Genomic DNA, 13,145 nt, shown 5'->3' with positions numbered 1-13,145 from the left:
GTGCAGATCGCCGTCACCGGGTCCATCGCCACCGACCACCTCATGACCTTCAAGGGGAGGTTCGCCGACTCCCTCGTCGTCGAGCAGCTCGACAAGATCTCGGTCAGCTTCCTCGCCGACGCCCTCGAGATCCGCCGGGGTGGGATCGCGGGCAACATCTGCTTCGGGATGGCCGTCCTCGGCACCCGCCCGCTCCTCGTCGGGGCGGCGGGGGAGGACTTCGCCGACTACCGCAGCTGGCTGAGCCGGCACGGCGTCGTCACCGACCACGTGCACATCTCGGACACCCGGCACACCGCCCGGTTCGTCTGCACGACCGACGACGACATGGCCCAGATCGCCACGTTCTACGCGGGCGCGATGAGCGAGGCCCGGATGATCGAGCTCGGCCCGATCCACGAGCGCTGGGGCCTGGACCTCGTCCTCATCGGCGCCGACGACCCCGAGGCGATGCTGCGCCACACCGAGGAGTGCCGCTCCCGCGGCATCCCCTTCGTCGCGGACCCCTCGCAGCAGCTCGCGTTCGCGGACGGCCCGTTCATCCGCAAGCTCGTCGACGGCGCCGACTACCTCATCACCAACGAGTACGAGTCCCACCTCACCTCGTCCAAGACCGGCTGGAGCCAGGAGGAGATCGACGACCGGGTGACGACCCGGGTCATCACCCTCGGCAAGGACGGCGCCGAGATCCGCACCAAGGGCGCCGAGACGATCCACGTCCCCGTCGCGGGCGAGGTCGAGCGGGTCGACCCCACAGGGGTCGGGGACGCCTTCCGGGCCGGGTTCCTCGTCGGCCTCAGCGGCGGCCTGGACCACGAGCGGTGCGCCCAGATCGGGTCGGTGCTGGCCGCCTACGTCCTCGAGACGGTCGGGACCCAGGAGTACCTCGTCGGCCGGCAGGGGTTCCTCGACCGGTTCACCGCCGCGTACGGCGACGTGGCTGCAGCCGAGGTCGCCCCGCTCGTGCGGTGCACCCGAGACTGAGCCGTCCGGAGCCGTGTTCCCGCCCGTCCCGCCACCGCCGACGCCGTGGCAGCTCGATGCCGCGCGCGCCATGGAGGGCGACGACCTCGTCGCGGCCGGTGCCGACCTCGAGCCCGGCACCCTGCTCGAGGCCTACCGGCTCGGGCTGTTCCCGATGGGTCTCGGCCCCGACGGCCACGGGACGATCGGCTGGTGGTCCCCGGACCCCCGCGGGGTCATCCCCGCCGGGGCGCTGAAGGTCCGCCCCTCGCTGCGCAAGGTGCTCGCTCGCTTCGAGGTGACCGTCGACACCGCCTTCCCCGACGTCGTGGCGGCCTGCGCCGACCCCAGCCGGGAAGGCCGCTGGATCACCCCGGCGGTCGAGGCCGCCTACCTGCGCCTGCACGAGCTGGGGTGGGCGCACAGCGTGGAGGTCCGGCAGGAGGGGGACCTCGTCGGCGGGCTCTACGGGGTGTCGATCGGCGGGCTGTTCGCCGGGGAGTCGATGTTCCACACGGTGCGGGACGCCTCGAAGGTCGCCCTCGTCGGGCTCGTGCGCCGCTTCCACGCCGACGGCGACCCGCGGCGCATCATCGACGTGCAGTGGGCCACCGGCCACCTGCGCCGGCTGGGCGCGCAGGAGTGGCCCAGGGCGATGTACCTCGAGCGGCTCGCGGCGGCGCTCGAGGCGCCTCAGGTGGACCTGGCAGGCGTCGTGCCCGCGCCGCCCCCGAGCAGCACCGAGTAGCGGGTCCAGGAGCCCTCGGGCTCCAGCGTCACGGCGTGCCCCCGCATCCGGGCCCACGCAGGGACGTCGGAGCGGGCCGCCTCGTCGTCGGCGAGGAGGACGAGCGTGGTCCCGGCCGGGAGGTCGCGACTGGCCCGTGCCACCCGGATGACCGGCACGGGGCACCGCGTCCCGCGGGCGTCCACGACGGCAGGCCCGCTCACAGCCCGGCCGTCCCGAGCCGCCGCCGGACGTCGGCGACCACGTCCGGCAGCACCGCGCAGAGCCTCTCGACGTCGTCGGCCCGGCCGGGGGAGACCGACTCCAGGGGCAGCGACACGCGCACGTTGCCGTGGGTGAGCACGCCCATGGCCGCGAGCACGTGGCTCGGGCGCAGGGCGCTCGAGCTGCACGCGGAGCCGGAGGCCACGGCCACCCCGCGCCGCGCGAGCTCGTCGACGAGCACCTCCCCGTCGGTGAACAGCACGCTGAACGTCACGACGTGGGGGAGGCGGTCGAGGGGGTCGCCGACGACCTCGACGTCGGGGACGCCCGCCGCCGCAGCGCGGACCCGGTCGACGAGCACGCCGGCCGCAGCGGCGTCCGCGGACGCGGCGGCCGACGTCTGGCGCCAGGCCTCGGCCGCGGCGAGGACGAGCGGGACCCACGGGGCGGCGAGCGTGCGGCCCTGCTCGGACTCCCGGCGCGGGCCCGGCAGCCCCCACCGGGTGCCCGCGCGGACCCCGAGCAGCCCGACCGGCGGACCGCCGAACGCCGCGGCGTCGGCGACGACGACGTCGCCGTGGGAGGGCAGCGGGTCGCGACCGAGGGAGGCGGTGGCGTCCAGGAGCAGCGGCACCCCCGCGTCGCGGGCCGCCGAGGCCAGCTCGGCGACCGGCTGGCGGGTGCCGACCTCGCCGTTGGCCGTCTGCACGACGGCCGCCGCCACCTCGGGCCGGCCCACCGCGGCCCGGTAGGCGTCGGGGTCGACCCGGCCCTGCGCGCTCACCGGCACGGGCTCGTCGTCACCGCAGCGCAGGAGGACGACGCTGCGCTCCACGGCGGACGCGACGACCCGACCGCCCACCCGGCGGCGGGCGTGCCGGAGCCCGTCGAGGCCCACCGCGAGGGCGTCCTCGGGGCTGGCGTGCACCGAGAGCTCGTCGGGGCGGACCCCGACGGCCTCCGCGAGCACCTCGCGGGCGGTGTCGAGGAGGGCCCGGGCCCGGCGGCCGGGGCCGTGCAGCCGGGTCGGGTCGGCCCAGGCCGCCTCGACGGCGGCGCCCAGCGTCCGGGCGGCCAGCGGATGGAGCGGCCCCCTGGAGGCGTCGAGAACCCCGGCCGCGGACGGGCCGGCCGGGGGCTCCGAGCGGGGGTCTGAGGGGGGGTGAACCGTGGTGTGCGCCACCCTTCGACACTAGCCCCCCGCACTGCCGTCTCCGAGCACGGTGCAGTAGGGTTTGCACCGTTCGTCCACTCGACCCCGAAGGGTGAAGCGGTGCGCCAGCACGACCTCTCCTCGCCCCGTCGCCCAGGTCGCCGTCTCGGCGCCTGGGCCGTCATCGGCGCACTGACGACCACGGTCCTCGGCGGCTGCGCGGCCGGCAACCTGCGCGGCGACGCGTCCACCGGGTGGCTCCCGCCCGCCGTCACCGAGGGGGGCGACCGCGTCACCACGCTGTGGATCGGCGCGTGGATCACCCTCATCGCGGTCGGCCTGCTCGTCATCGGCCTCACCGTCTGGTGCATGGTCGCCTACCGCCGCCGCAAGGACGACAACGAGCTGCCGGTGCAGCTGCGGTACAACATCCCGATCGAGATCCTGTACACGGTCGTGCCGATGCTCATGGTCGTCGTGTTCTTCTACTACACCGCCCGCGACGAGGCCGCCCTCATCGACACCTCCAAGGAGCCCGACGTCACGGTCAACGTGGTCGGCAAGCAGTGGAGCTGGGACTTCAACTACCTCGAGGACGACGTGCACGAGGTCGGTACCCAGGCGATCCTCACCGGCAAGCCCGGCGCCGAGGAGACCATCCCGACGCTCTACCTGCCGGTGAACGAGCGCACCGAGTTCGTCCTCACCTCGCGCGACGTCATCCACTCGTTCTGGATTCCCGCGTTCCTCCAGAAGATGGACATGATGCCGGGCCGGGTCAACCGGTTCCAGGTCGTGCCCACCCAGGAGGGCCAGTTCAAGGGCAAGTGCGCCGAGCTGTGCGGGGCGTACCACTCGCAGATGCTCTTCAACGTCAAGGTCGTCCCCCGTGCCGAGTACGACGCCCACATGGCCGAGCTGCGCGCGGCGGGCCAGACGGGGCTGCTGAACAACACCCTCAACAGGAGCCAGCTCATGGATGGCCAGACCGTCACGACCGGCGGAGGGAACTGAGATGAGCACCGCCTCCGACGCCCGCATGCTGCGTGAGACGACGACGACCACGACCAAGGCCCGCGCCCGTCGCGTCTCGCCGGGCTCGATCGCCGTCAAGTGGATGACGACGACCGACCACAAGGTCATCGGCAACCTCTACTTCATCACCTCCTTCGTCTGGTTCCTCGTCGGCGGCCTCATGGCCCTGGTGATCCGCGCCGAGCTCGCCGTCCCGGGCCTCCAGGTCGTCGACAACCCCGACCAGTACAACCAGCTCTTCACGATGCACGGCACGATCATGCTGCTGCTCTTCGCGACGCCGCTGTTCGCCGGCTTCGCGAACGCACTGATGCCGCTCCAGATCGGCTCGCCCGACGTCGCGTTCCCCCGCCTCAACATGTTCGCCTACTGGCTCTACCTCTTCGGTGGGCTCATCGTCGGCGCCGGCTTCCTCACCCCCAACGGCGCGGCCGCCTTCGGCTGGTTCGCCTACGCCCCGCTGTCCGACAGCACGTACAGCCCGGGGCTCGGCGGCGACCTGTGGGTCTTCGGGCTGGCCCTGGCCGGCTTCGGCACCATCCTCGGCGCCGTCAACTTCATCACGACGATCATCACGATGCGCGCGCCCGGCATGACGATGTTCCGGATGCCGATCTTCACGTGGACGGTGCTCGTCACCTCGATCCTCGTGCTCATCGCCTTCCCGGCCCTCGCCGCGGCGCTGTTCGCCCTCGGGGCCGACCGCCGCTTCGGAGCGCAGATCTTCGCTCCCGAGAGCGGGGGGTCGATGCTGTGGCAGCACATCTTCTGGTTCTTCGGGCACCCCGAGGTCTACATCATCGCCCTGCCCTTCTTCGGGCTGATCTCCGAGATCCTCCCGGTGTTCTCGCGCAAGCCGATCTTCGGCTACAAGACCCTCGTCTACGCGACGATCGCCATCGCGGCGCTCTCGGTGTCGGTGTGGGCGCACCACATGTACGCCACCGGGCAGGTGCTGCTGCCGTTCTTCGCGATCATGACGATGCTCATCGCCGTGCCCACAGGCGTGAAGTTCTTCAACTGGATCGGCACGATGTGGGGCGGCAAGCTCGAGTTCGCGACGCCGCTCATCTGGTCGCTGGGCTTCCTCGTCACCTTCCTCTTCGGTGGCCTGACCGGGGTCATCCTCGCCAGCCCGGCCCTGGACTTCCAGCTCTCCGACAGCTACTTCGTCGTCGCGCACTTCCACTACGTCGTCTTCGGCACCGTCGTGTTCGCGATGTTCGCCGGCTTCTACTTCTGGTGGCCCAAGTTCACCGGCCGGATGCTCGACGAGCGGCTGGGCAAGATCCACTTCTGGATGCTGTTCATCGGCTTCCACATGACGTTCTTCGTCCAGCACATCCTCGGCGCGCAGGGCATGCCGCGGCGCTACGCCGACTACCTGCCCGAGGACGGCTTCACCCTCGGCAACCAGATCTCGACCGCCGGCGCGTTCCTGCTCGGCGCCTCGATGCTGCCGTTCTTCTACAACCTCTGGAAGACGTCGAGGACCGCGCCGCACGTCGAGTCCGACGACCCGTGGGGGTACGGCGGCTCGCTGGAGTGGGCCACGTCGTGCCCGCCGCCGCGGCACAACTTCGACCGCATCCCGCGGATCCGCTCCGAGCGCCCCGCGTTCGACCTGCACCACCCGCATGCAGCGCCCGCCGGGACGCACGCCGAGGCCCGCGCCAGCAAGGAGCACGCGATGGTCTCGGCCCTCGGCCCGGCCGACATCGACGACGCCGCGTTCGTCGACGAGACCCCGACGAAGAAGGACTGACGCATGCGCGCCATGGAGAAGATCGGCATCCTCCTCGGGGTGTTCGCCGGCGCCGTCGCGGTGCTCTACTGGGCCTGGACCAGCTCCACCGAGCTCGGGGTCGAGTGGGTGGGGGTCCTCGGGCTCATCCTCGCCGCGCTGTTGGGCTTCATGATCGCCTGGTACCTCTGGATGACCCGGCGCCGGCTCGACCGGGACCCCTCCGACGACCCGCTCGGTGAGATCGACGAGATCCAGGGCGAGTACGGGTTCTTCAGCCCGCACAGCTGGCAGCCGCTGTTCCTCGCCGGCTCCGCGGCGATCATCTTCCTCGGCCTCGCCGTCGGGTGGTGGCTCGTCATCATCGGCGTGTTCTTCGCCGTCCCGGCTGTCGTCACGTGGACCTTCGAGTACTGGAAGGGCCCGCACGCCCTCTGAGCGGACTCGTCCGTCAGCCCCAGCCGAGGTCGTGCAGCGCGGCGTCGTCGATCCCGAAGTGGTGGGCGATCTCGTGCACCACGGTGACCGTGATCTCGTCGGTCAGCTCCTCGATGTCGCCGCACATCCGGCTCAGCGGCCCCCGGAAGAGCAGGATGCGGTCCGGGAGCGCCCCGGCCGACCATGCGTCGCCGCGCTCGGTGAGGGGGATGCCCTCGTAGACCCCGAGCAGGTCCGGGTCGTCCGGCGGCGGCTCGTCCTCGACGAGGAAGACGACGTTGTCGAGCATCGCCATCAGCTCCTCGGGCACCTCGTCGAGGGCGTCCTCGACGATCCGGTCGAAGTGCTCGGCGCTCAGCGGCTCCACGTGACCGCCCCGCCGTCCCGCGGGCCCGGCGCGAGCAGGGTGCCGAGCACCGGTGCGGTCAGGGGGATCCCGTTCCAGCGCGCCGTGGCGACCCCGTCGGCGCAGTGCACGAGCAGGGCGTGGGGGGTCTCGACCGCGGCGACCCGTGCCGAGAAGGCGCCCGCCTGGGTCCACCCGCCCGAGGCGACCCAGGGCGCCCCGGCCGGGTCGGGCCAGGCGCCGTCGGAGCACGGGACCTCCAGCTCGGCGTCGCCCTCGAGCAGGGTCAGCGACCATCCGGGACCGTGCGGCGCCCGGTGCACCAGGACCCCGGTCAGGGCGGGCACGTCCTCGGTGGGCGCGTGGGTGAACGCCCACGGGCCGTCGCCCGGGGCCGGGGCGCGCGAGCCCTCGGCACCGAGCCGGGCGCCCGCGAGGTGCCGGGTGAGCTCGCCGTGCGCGTCGGGATCCGGGGGGAGGGGTGCGTCGGAAAGGGCCGGCAGCAGCTCCTCCCAGATCGCGTCGAGCGTCTCCTGGGTGCGGTCGGTGCACGACGTCAGCGCGACGACGAGGTCGGCCCCGGGGACGACGACCGAGAACTGCCCGTAGGCGCCGTCCGCGCGCACGGCATCGTGGCGGCAGCGCCACATCTGGTAGCCGTACCCCTGCTGCCAGTCGACGGTCTCGGGGTGGTGGGTGGTGTCGGTGTGCGCGGTCGTCATCAGGCTCACCCACCCCTGCGGCAGGAGGCGCCGCCCGTGCCACACCCCGTCACGCATGAGGAGCTCCCCGAGGTGGCTCAGGGCGTGGGTCGGCACGTGGAGCCCGGAGTAGCCGGCGTCCAGGCCGTCCTCGCCGCTCCAGGCGGCGTCGGACACCCCGAGGGGCTCGAGCAGGCGGGGCGTGAGGTAGTCGAGCAGCCGCTGCCCGCTGCGCCGCTGCACCGCCAGGCCCGCCATGAGCGTCGCGCCGTTGTGGTAGACGAACCAGCCGGGGTCCTCCTCGGGCTCGGTGCCGAGGAAGGTCTCGGGGAACGTCGCGGGGCGGCTCTCGCGCCAGACGAGGCTGTCGGCGCGGTGCCCGGTGCGCATCGCCAGCAGGTCGTGGAGGGTCAGGGCGGCCGCCCGCGGTCCCGCGAGGGGTGCGGCCTCGGGGAAGAGGTCGACGACGCGGTCCTGGAGCCGCAGCAGGCCCTCGTCGACGGCGAGGCCGACGGCGCACGCCGTGAACGTCTTGCTCACGGAGTACACGAGCTGCCGGCCGGCCCGGTGGTAGGGCGCCCACGACCCCTCTGCGACGACGTGGCCGTGCCGCACGATGCTCACGCTGTGCGGCTCCAGCCCGCGGCCCTCCCAGCGGGCCAGGAGGGCGCGGACAGCGGGGGACGGGACGCCCTGCTCCTCCGGCGTGCTGTGGGGCAGCCCGGGGCTCGGCCTCACCGAGGTCACGCGGGCGTCAGCGCCGGGACGCCGCTTCCGGGGACTCCAGCTGCTCGGCGGGCTCGCCACCCTCGATCGCCTCGGTCTCCTCGCCGTGGTGGTGCGCAGCCGCCAGCTCGGCCGGGGTGACCGGGTTGACCGCGTCGCGGAAGTAGAACCGCGACACGGCGGCGCGGAGGCGGTCGCCGCGGGCCGCGGGGCGCGCGACCCCGTGCTCGTCGACGGCCGGCTCCAGCTCGAGCGGTGCGACCGCCTCGTGCTGGACGAGGATCCACTGGTCCTCGGGCAGCTCGGCCTCGTGGCGCTCGAAGAAGCGCCCGTCGGGCGTGCGGATGATCGTGCCGGACTCGCGCCCATGGAGGACCTGCTCGCGGTCACGGCGCTGGAGCGAGAGACACACCCGCTTGGTGACCCAGAACACGAGCGGAGGCAGGACGAAGAAGCCGATGCGGAAGAACCACGTGAGGTCGTTGATCGACATGCCCAGCTTGATCGCCAGGATGTCGTTGCCACCGGCGAACATGAGGATCGTGTAGGCGGTGATGCCTGCCATGCCGATCCCGGTGCGCACCGGCGCGTTGCGGGGGCGCTGCAGGAGGTGGTGCTCGCGGTCGTCGCCGGTGACCCAGCGCTCGAGGAACGGATAGACCCCGAGGACGATGTAGACGAGCGGGAGCAGGATCAGGGCGCCCGGGAAGATGTTCGCCGAGATCGTGTAGCCGAACACGGTGAACTCGAGCCAGCCGGGCAGCAGGCGCAGCGCGCCGTCGGCGAAGCCCATGTACCAGTCGGGCTGGGAGCCCGCGGTGACCGGCGACGGGTCGTACGGCCCGTAGCCCCAGATCGGGTTGATCTGCACGAGCGCCGAGATGAGGGCGATGACGCCGAAGACGATGAAGAAGAAGCCACCGGCCTTGGCGGCGTACACCGGCATGACCGGGTAGCCGACGACGTTGTTGTTCGTGCGGCCCGGGCCGGGGTACTGGGTGTGCTTCTGGAGGGCGACCAGCCCCACGTGGGCGATGAAGAGCCCCACGAGGATGGCGGGGATCAGCAGCACGTGCGCGGAGTACAGCCGCGGGATGATCATCTCGCCGGGGAACGGGCCGCCGAAGATGCCGTACACGAGGTAGGTGCCGATGACCGGAGCGGTCTGCACGAACCCGGCCATGGCGCGGATGCCGGTGCCCGACAGCAGGTCGTCGGGAAGGGAGTAGCCCGCGAAGCCCTCGACGATGGCAAGGAGGGCGAGGACCGAGCCGATGACCCAGTTGATCTCGCGCGGCTTGCGGAAGGCGCCGGTGAAGAAGACCCGGAACATGTGGACGACGAGCGCGACGACGAACATCAGCGCGGCCCAGTGGTGGATCTGGCGGATGATGAGGCCGCCCTTGATGTCGAAGGAGATGTTGAGCGAGGACGCGTAGGCCTCGGACATCCCGACACCGCGCAGCGGCACGTAGGAGCCGTCGTAGACGGTGTGGCCGGCGCTGGGCACGAACCAGAACGTGAGGAAGGCCCCGGTGACCAGGCAGATGATCATCGAGTACATCGCGATCTCGCCGAGCATGAAGGACCAGTGGTCGGGGAAGACCTTCTTCATGAGGTAGCCGACCGGCTTGGCGGCGCCCGTGCGGTCGTCGACCCAGCCGGCGAACCCGCCGACCTTGCGGACCGCGGTGGAGGGAGCGGCGTGACGCGCGGTGTCGCCGTCGCGGAGCGCGTCGGCCGGACGCGGGTCGTGCGAGGTCGTGGACATCTCAGCCACGCTCCCAGAAGCTCGGGCCGACCGCTTCGCGGAACGGCTGGGCGGAGACGAGGTAGCCCTCGTCATCGACGGTGATCTTCAATTGTGGCAGGGCACGCTTCGCCGGGCCGAAGATGACCCTGCAATCCTGGGTCACGTCGAAGGTTGACTGGTGGCACGGGCAGAGCAGGTGGTGGGTCTGCTGCTCGTACAGGCCGACGGGGCAGCCGACGTGGGTGCAGATCTTCGAGTAGGCGACGATGCCCTGGTAGCCCCAGTCGAGCTCCTTCTGGGACTCGATGACGGCGGGGTCCAGCCGCATGAGGAGCACCGCGGCCTTCGCCTTCTCCTCGAGGAGGTGGTCGGCGCCGCCCTCACCGGTCTCGGGGTCCGGCAGCAGGCCCTCGGGCATGACGTGGAACACCGAGCCGATGGTGACGTCGGACGCCTTGATCGGGGTGTTCTCGGGGTCCTTCATGAGGCGCAGCGGCCGGAACTCGGGCTCCTCGCCGGGGCCGCTGGGGCCGCCGTGCCACCACGTGAGCGACAGGCTCTTCTGCGGCATCTCACCGAGCGAGCCCGCCACCTGCACGACGAGCGGCACCGCGAAGAGGCCGAGCGCCCCGCCGAGGGTGTACTTGATGAGCGGGCGCCGGGTGATCTGGGAGGAGCCGCCCTCCTCGGCGAGGACCCGCACGACCTCGCGGCGGTCGGCCTCGCTGGACGCCATCGGGTGACGCTCCTCGACGACCTCCTCGTCGGGCATCAGGGTCTTGGCCCAGTGCACCGCGCCGAGCCCGATGCCGAGCATCGAGAACGCGAGGGTGAGCCCGAGGGCGACGTTGGAGGCGCTCGTGGTGCCGATCCCGGGGATGAAGACGGTCTGGGTGACGTCGATCGCGAAGTACAGGACGAGGAAGAGCAGGGTGGACAGGATCGAGATGCCGAAGAGTGTCGCGACCTGCTTCTCGGCCCGCCTCGCCGCCGCCTCGGCGAGGTCGGCCATCCGCGGGACGTGCGCGGGCAGCCCCGGGTTGGCGAAGCGCTCCGGGATGCCGCCCGAGCCGACGACGTGCCCCTGGTCGAGGCGCACGGCGTCCCCGTGGCCGTCGGTGTGGGCCACCTCGGTGCCGGTGGTGGGGGTGTCCTGCTCGTTCATCGGGTGCCGGTTCTCTCGTCGATGGGGATAGGGACGGTCGGGGGGCCGCTAGGCGGCCTTGGCTCCGAGCCAGATCGCGATGGCGATGAAGATGCCGAGGCCGAAGACCCAGGCGAAGAGGCCCTCGGTGACCGGGCCGAGCGAGCCGAGGGTCATGCCTCCGGGGTTCTCCTGCGAGTCGAGGGTGTCGAGGAAGGCGATGATGTCCCGCTTGTTCTCGGGCGTGATGTTGGTGTCGCTGAACACCGGCATGCTCTGCGGGCCGGTCTGCATCGCCTCGTAGATGTGCTTGCCCGACACGTCCCGCAGCGACGGCGCGTACTTTCCGCGGGTCAGGGCGCCGCCGGAGCCGGCGAAGTTGTGGCACATCGCGCAGTTGACGCGGAAGAGCTCACCGCCGAAGGCCGGGTTGCCCTTCGTCGGGTCGACGGCCTCCTCGCTGGGCACCGCGGGCCCGGGCGCCAGGGAGGCGACGTAGGCGGCGAGCGCGTCGATCTGCTCCTGGGTGAAGACGACGTCGTCGGCCCGCGCGGCCTGGATACCGGGCGCGGTCATCGGCATCCGCCCGGTGCCGACCTGGAAGTCGACGGCGGCGGCCCCGACGCCCGCGAGCGGCGGGCCGGCGATCTTGTCGCCGTTGCCGGTGGCGCGACCCTCGGCGTTGAGCCCGTGGCAGGAGGCGCAGTTGGCCCGGAACAGCGACTTGCCCTCCTCGACCGACTGGGCCGGCAGGGCCTTGGTCGTGGCGTCGGCGGGCTTGGGGGCGACCGCGGCGTAGGCCGCTCCCGTGAGGAAGAGGCCGATCATGAGGAGGATGGCGATCGCGGCCGGGTGCCGGCGGCGGGCTGCGAGTGCGTTCACGGGTGTTTCCTGTCGTCTGCTGCGAGTCGGACCGGCGGGCGGGGCACGTTACTGGAGGAGGTAGATCATCGCGAAGAGGGCGATCCACACCACGTCGACGAAGTGCCAGTAGTAGGACGTGACGACGGCGCCGGTGGCCTGGGCGTGGGTGTACCGCCGGGTCGTGAACGTCCGCCCGATGATGAGGAGGAACGCGAAGAGCCCGCCGGTGACGTGCATGCCGTGGAAACCGGTGGCGAGGTAGAAGATCGAGCCGTAGGAGTCGGACGCGAGGGTGACGCCCTCGGCGACCAGCTCGGCGTACTCGAGGACCTGCCCGGCCACGAAGATGGAGCCGAAGATGTAGGTGAGGACGTACCACTCGCGCATGCCCCACTCGCGGATGCGGTGCAGGGGCGACCCGGCGGGCCGGGCCGGCACGCCGCGCTCGGCCTGCCACACCCCGAGCTGGCACCACACCGAGGAGATGACGAGGATCAGGGTGTTGGCGGCCGCGAACGGGACGTTGAGCATCTCCGTGCGCTGGCCCCACAGCTCGGGCAGGTTGCCCCGGAGCGTGAAGTAGAACGCGAAGAGGGCCGCGAAGAACATGAGCTCGCTGGACAGCCACACCATGGTGCCCACGGCCACCATGTTGGGCCGCGTCGCGGGGCCATGACCGGCGATCGACGGGACCGGACCCGAGGGCTTGAGCGAAGCTGCTGCAGAAGACGCCACGCAGGCATTATGCCGACTCCGTCCACCCCGTGCCGAGCCGACCCCCCGAAACCCTCGACATCGATGTCCTGGCGGCGGCGCCGATCCGCGCCGGGCAGCGGCGGGTGCGCCCGGCCCGCTCGCTACGATGCACGCATGACTGACTCCCACGCCGCAGCGGGAACCCCGACCACCCCGGCCGCCGACGGTGTCCACCGGGTCCACGTCCTGCTCTACAGCGACGACATCACGACGCGCGACGCCGTGCGCGCCGCCGCCGGTCGCCGCCCGGCGCGGGACGTCGAGGTCGTGTCCTGGCACGAGTGCGCGACGGCGGAGGCGGTCATCGAGGCGATGGACGCCGGTGGGATCGACGTCGTCGTCCTCGACGGCGAGGCCACCCCGATGGGCGGGCTCGGGCTGTGCCGGCAGCTGAAGAACGAGATCTTCCGGTGCCCCCCGGTGCTCGTCCTGACCGGGCGCCCGCAGGACGCCTGGCTCGCGGGCTGGTCGCTGGCCGACGACGCCGTCCCGCACCCGCTCGACCCGATCGCGGTCGCCGAGGGCATCGCGCGCCTCGCCCGCGAGCGGGTCGCCGTCGGCTGACCTCGC

At 71.9% G+C, this 13,145-nt stretch carries 14 protein-coding genes; 6 read left to right on the top strand and 8 right to left on the bottom strand.

Annotation, left to right across the window (positions count from 1 at the left end):
• Both Q0963_RS09780 and aat read left to right on the top strand, forming a co-directional pair.
• On the top strand, positions 1-984 hold the full coding sequence (locus Q0963_RS09780) for a carbohydrate kinase family protein (protein ID WP_299445231.1): 984 nt from the start codon (positions 1-3) through the stop codon (positions 982-984).
• Positions 985-997: 13 nt separating this feature from the next.
• Complete coding sequence (gene aat, locus Q0963_RS09775) at positions 998-1,711, top strand: leucyl/phenylalanyl-tRNA--protein transferase (protein WP_367180048.1); 714 nt, start codon at positions 998-1,000, stop codon at positions 1,709-1,711.
• Here aat and Q0963_RS09770 read toward each other — a convergent pair.
• Together Q0963_RS09770 and Q0963_RS09765 are read right to left on the bottom strand one after the other, a co-directional pair.
• A complete protein-coding gene (locus Q0963_RS09770; RefSeq protein ID WP_299445230.1) occupies positions 1,657-1,914 on the bottom strand; it encodes a sulfurtransferase TusA family protein in 258 nt (85 codons plus the stop codon). The genes aat and Q0963_RS09770 overlap by 55 nt on opposite strands.
• Positions 1,911-3,098: an aminotransferase class V-fold PLP-dependent enzyme gene (locus Q0963_RS09765; protein WP_299445229.1), complete on the bottom strand. Its 1,188-nt coding sequence runs from the start codon at positions 3,096-3,098 to the stop codon at positions 1,911-1,913. The genes Q0963_RS09770 and Q0963_RS09765 overlap by 4 nt, the downstream gene beginning before the upstream one ends.
• A gap of 90 nt (positions 3,099-3,188) precedes the next feature.
• On the opposite strand from Q0963_RS09765, the gene coxB reads away from it, so the two are divergent.
• The 3 genes from coxB to Q0963_RS09750 are packed head-to-tail and all read left to right on the top strand — an operon-like array spanning position 3,189 to position 6,285.
• The gene (coxB, locus tag Q0963_RS09760; RefSeq protein WP_299445228.1) at positions 3,189-4,082 is read left to right on the top strand and encodes a cytochrome c oxidase subunit II; all 894 of its coding nucleotides are present in this window, start codon (positions 3,189-3,191) and stop codon (positions 4,080-4,082) included.
• Between the two features lie 25 nt (positions 4,083-4,107).
• Complete coding sequence (gene ctaD / locus Q0963_RS09755) at positions 4,108-5,868, top strand: cytochrome c oxidase subunit I (protein WP_299445274.1); 1,761 nt, start codon at positions 4,108-4,110, stop codon at positions 5,866-5,868.
• A 3-nt stretch (positions 5,869-5,871) separates the two neighbouring features.
• A complete protein-coding gene (locus Q0963_RS09750; RefSeq protein WP_299445227.1) occupies positions 5,872-6,285 on the top strand; it encodes a cytochrome c oxidase subunit 4 in 414 nt (137 codons plus the stop codon).
• A gap of 13 nt (positions 6,286-6,298) precedes the next feature.
• On the opposite strand, the gene Q0963_RS09745 is transcribed toward Q0963_RS09750, so the two are convergent.
• From Q0963_RS09745 to Q0963_RS09720, 6 genes are read right to left on the bottom strand one after another with little or no spacing between them, the layout of a single operon-like run.
• Positions 6,299-6,652, bottom strand: coding sequence for a metallopeptidase family protein (locus Q0963_RS09745; RefSeq protein WP_299445226.1), 354 nt, complete (start codon positions 6,650-6,652; stop codon positions 6,299-6,301).
• Positions 6,640-8,070 (bottom strand): serine hydrolase, encoded by a 1,431-nt coding sequence (locus tag Q0963_RS09740; protein WP_299445225.1) that lies wholly within the window; start codon positions 8,068-8,070, stop codon positions 6,640-6,642. The genes Q0963_RS09745 and Q0963_RS09740 overlap by 13 nt, the downstream gene beginning before the upstream one ends.
• Before the next feature lie 16 nt (positions 8,071-8,086).
• Positions 8,087-9,829 carry a ubiquinol-cytochrome c reductase cytochrome b subunit gene (locus Q0963_RS09735; RefSeq protein WP_299445224.1) on the bottom strand — a complete coding sequence of 581 codons (1,743 nt, stop codon included), beginning with the start codon at positions 9,827-9,829 and terminating at the stop codon, positions 8,087-8,089.
• Between the two features lies 1 nt (position 9,830).
• Positions 9,831-10,976: a ubiquinol-cytochrome c reductase iron-sulfur subunit gene (locus Q0963_RS09730; RefSeq protein WP_299445223.1), complete on the bottom strand. Its 1,146-nt coding sequence runs from the start codon at positions 10,974-10,976 to the stop codon at positions 9,831-9,833.
• A gap of 48 nt (positions 10,977-11,024) precedes the next feature.
• Positions 11,025-11,837 carry a cytochrome c gene (locus Q0963_RS09725; RefSeq protein WP_299445222.1) on the bottom strand — a complete coding sequence of 271 codons (813 nt, stop codon included), beginning with the start codon at positions 11,835-11,837 and terminating at the stop codon, positions 11,025-11,027.
• 48 nt (positions 11,838-11,885) lie between these two features.
• Positions 11,886-12,470 (bottom strand): heme-copper oxidase subunit III, encoded by a 585-nt coding sequence (locus tag Q0963_RS09720; protein ID WP_299445221.1) that lies wholly within the window; start codon positions 12,468-12,470, stop codon positions 11,886-11,888.
• A gap of 219 nt (positions 12,471-12,689) precedes the next feature.
• Here Q0963_RS09720 and Q0963_RS09715 point away from each other — a divergent pair, with 219 nt between their 5' ends.
• Positions 12,690-13,139: a hypothetical protein gene (locus tag Q0963_RS09715; protein ID WP_299445220.1), complete on the top strand. Its 450-nt coding sequence runs from the start codon at positions 12,690-12,692 to the stop codon at positions 13,137-13,139.
• Positions 13,140-13,145 lie beyond the last annotated feature (6 nt).

The organism is uncultured Phycicoccus sp., from assembly GCF_947495705.1.
Taxonomy (GTDB): domain Bacteria; phylum Actinomycetota; class Actinomycetes; order Actinomycetales; family Dermatophilaceae; genus Phycicoccus.
Note: the sequence above shows the minus strand (reverse complement) of the source record. Positions and strands in the feature narration are given on the sequence as shown.

Bases quoted from the DNA above. Each gene is read 5' to 3' on its own strand.
- ctaD (WP_299445274.1), top strand. From the start codon at position 4,108: ATGCTGCGTGAGACGACGACGACCACGACCAAGGCCCGCGCCCGTCGC.
- Q0963_RS09750 (WP_299445227.1), top strand. From the start codon at position 5,872: ATGCGCGCCATGGAGAAGATCGGCATCCTCCTCGGGGTGTTCGCCGGC.
- Q0963_RS09735 (WP_299445224.1), bottom strand. From the start codon at position 9,829: ATGTCCACGACCTCGCACGACCCGCGTCCGGCCGACGCGCTCCGCGAC.
- Q0963_RS09730 (WP_299445223.1), bottom strand. From the start codon at position 10,976: ATGAACGAGCAGGACACCCCCACCACCGGCACCGAGGTGGCCCACACC.
- Q0963_RS09720 (WP_299445221.1), bottom strand. From the start codon at position 12,470: ATGGTGGCCGTGGGCACCATGGTGTGGCTGTCCAGCGAGCTCATGTTC.
- Q0963_RS09715 (WP_299445220.1), top strand. From the start codon at position 12,690: ATGACTGACTCCCACGCCGCAGCGGGAACCCCGACCACCCCGGCCGCC.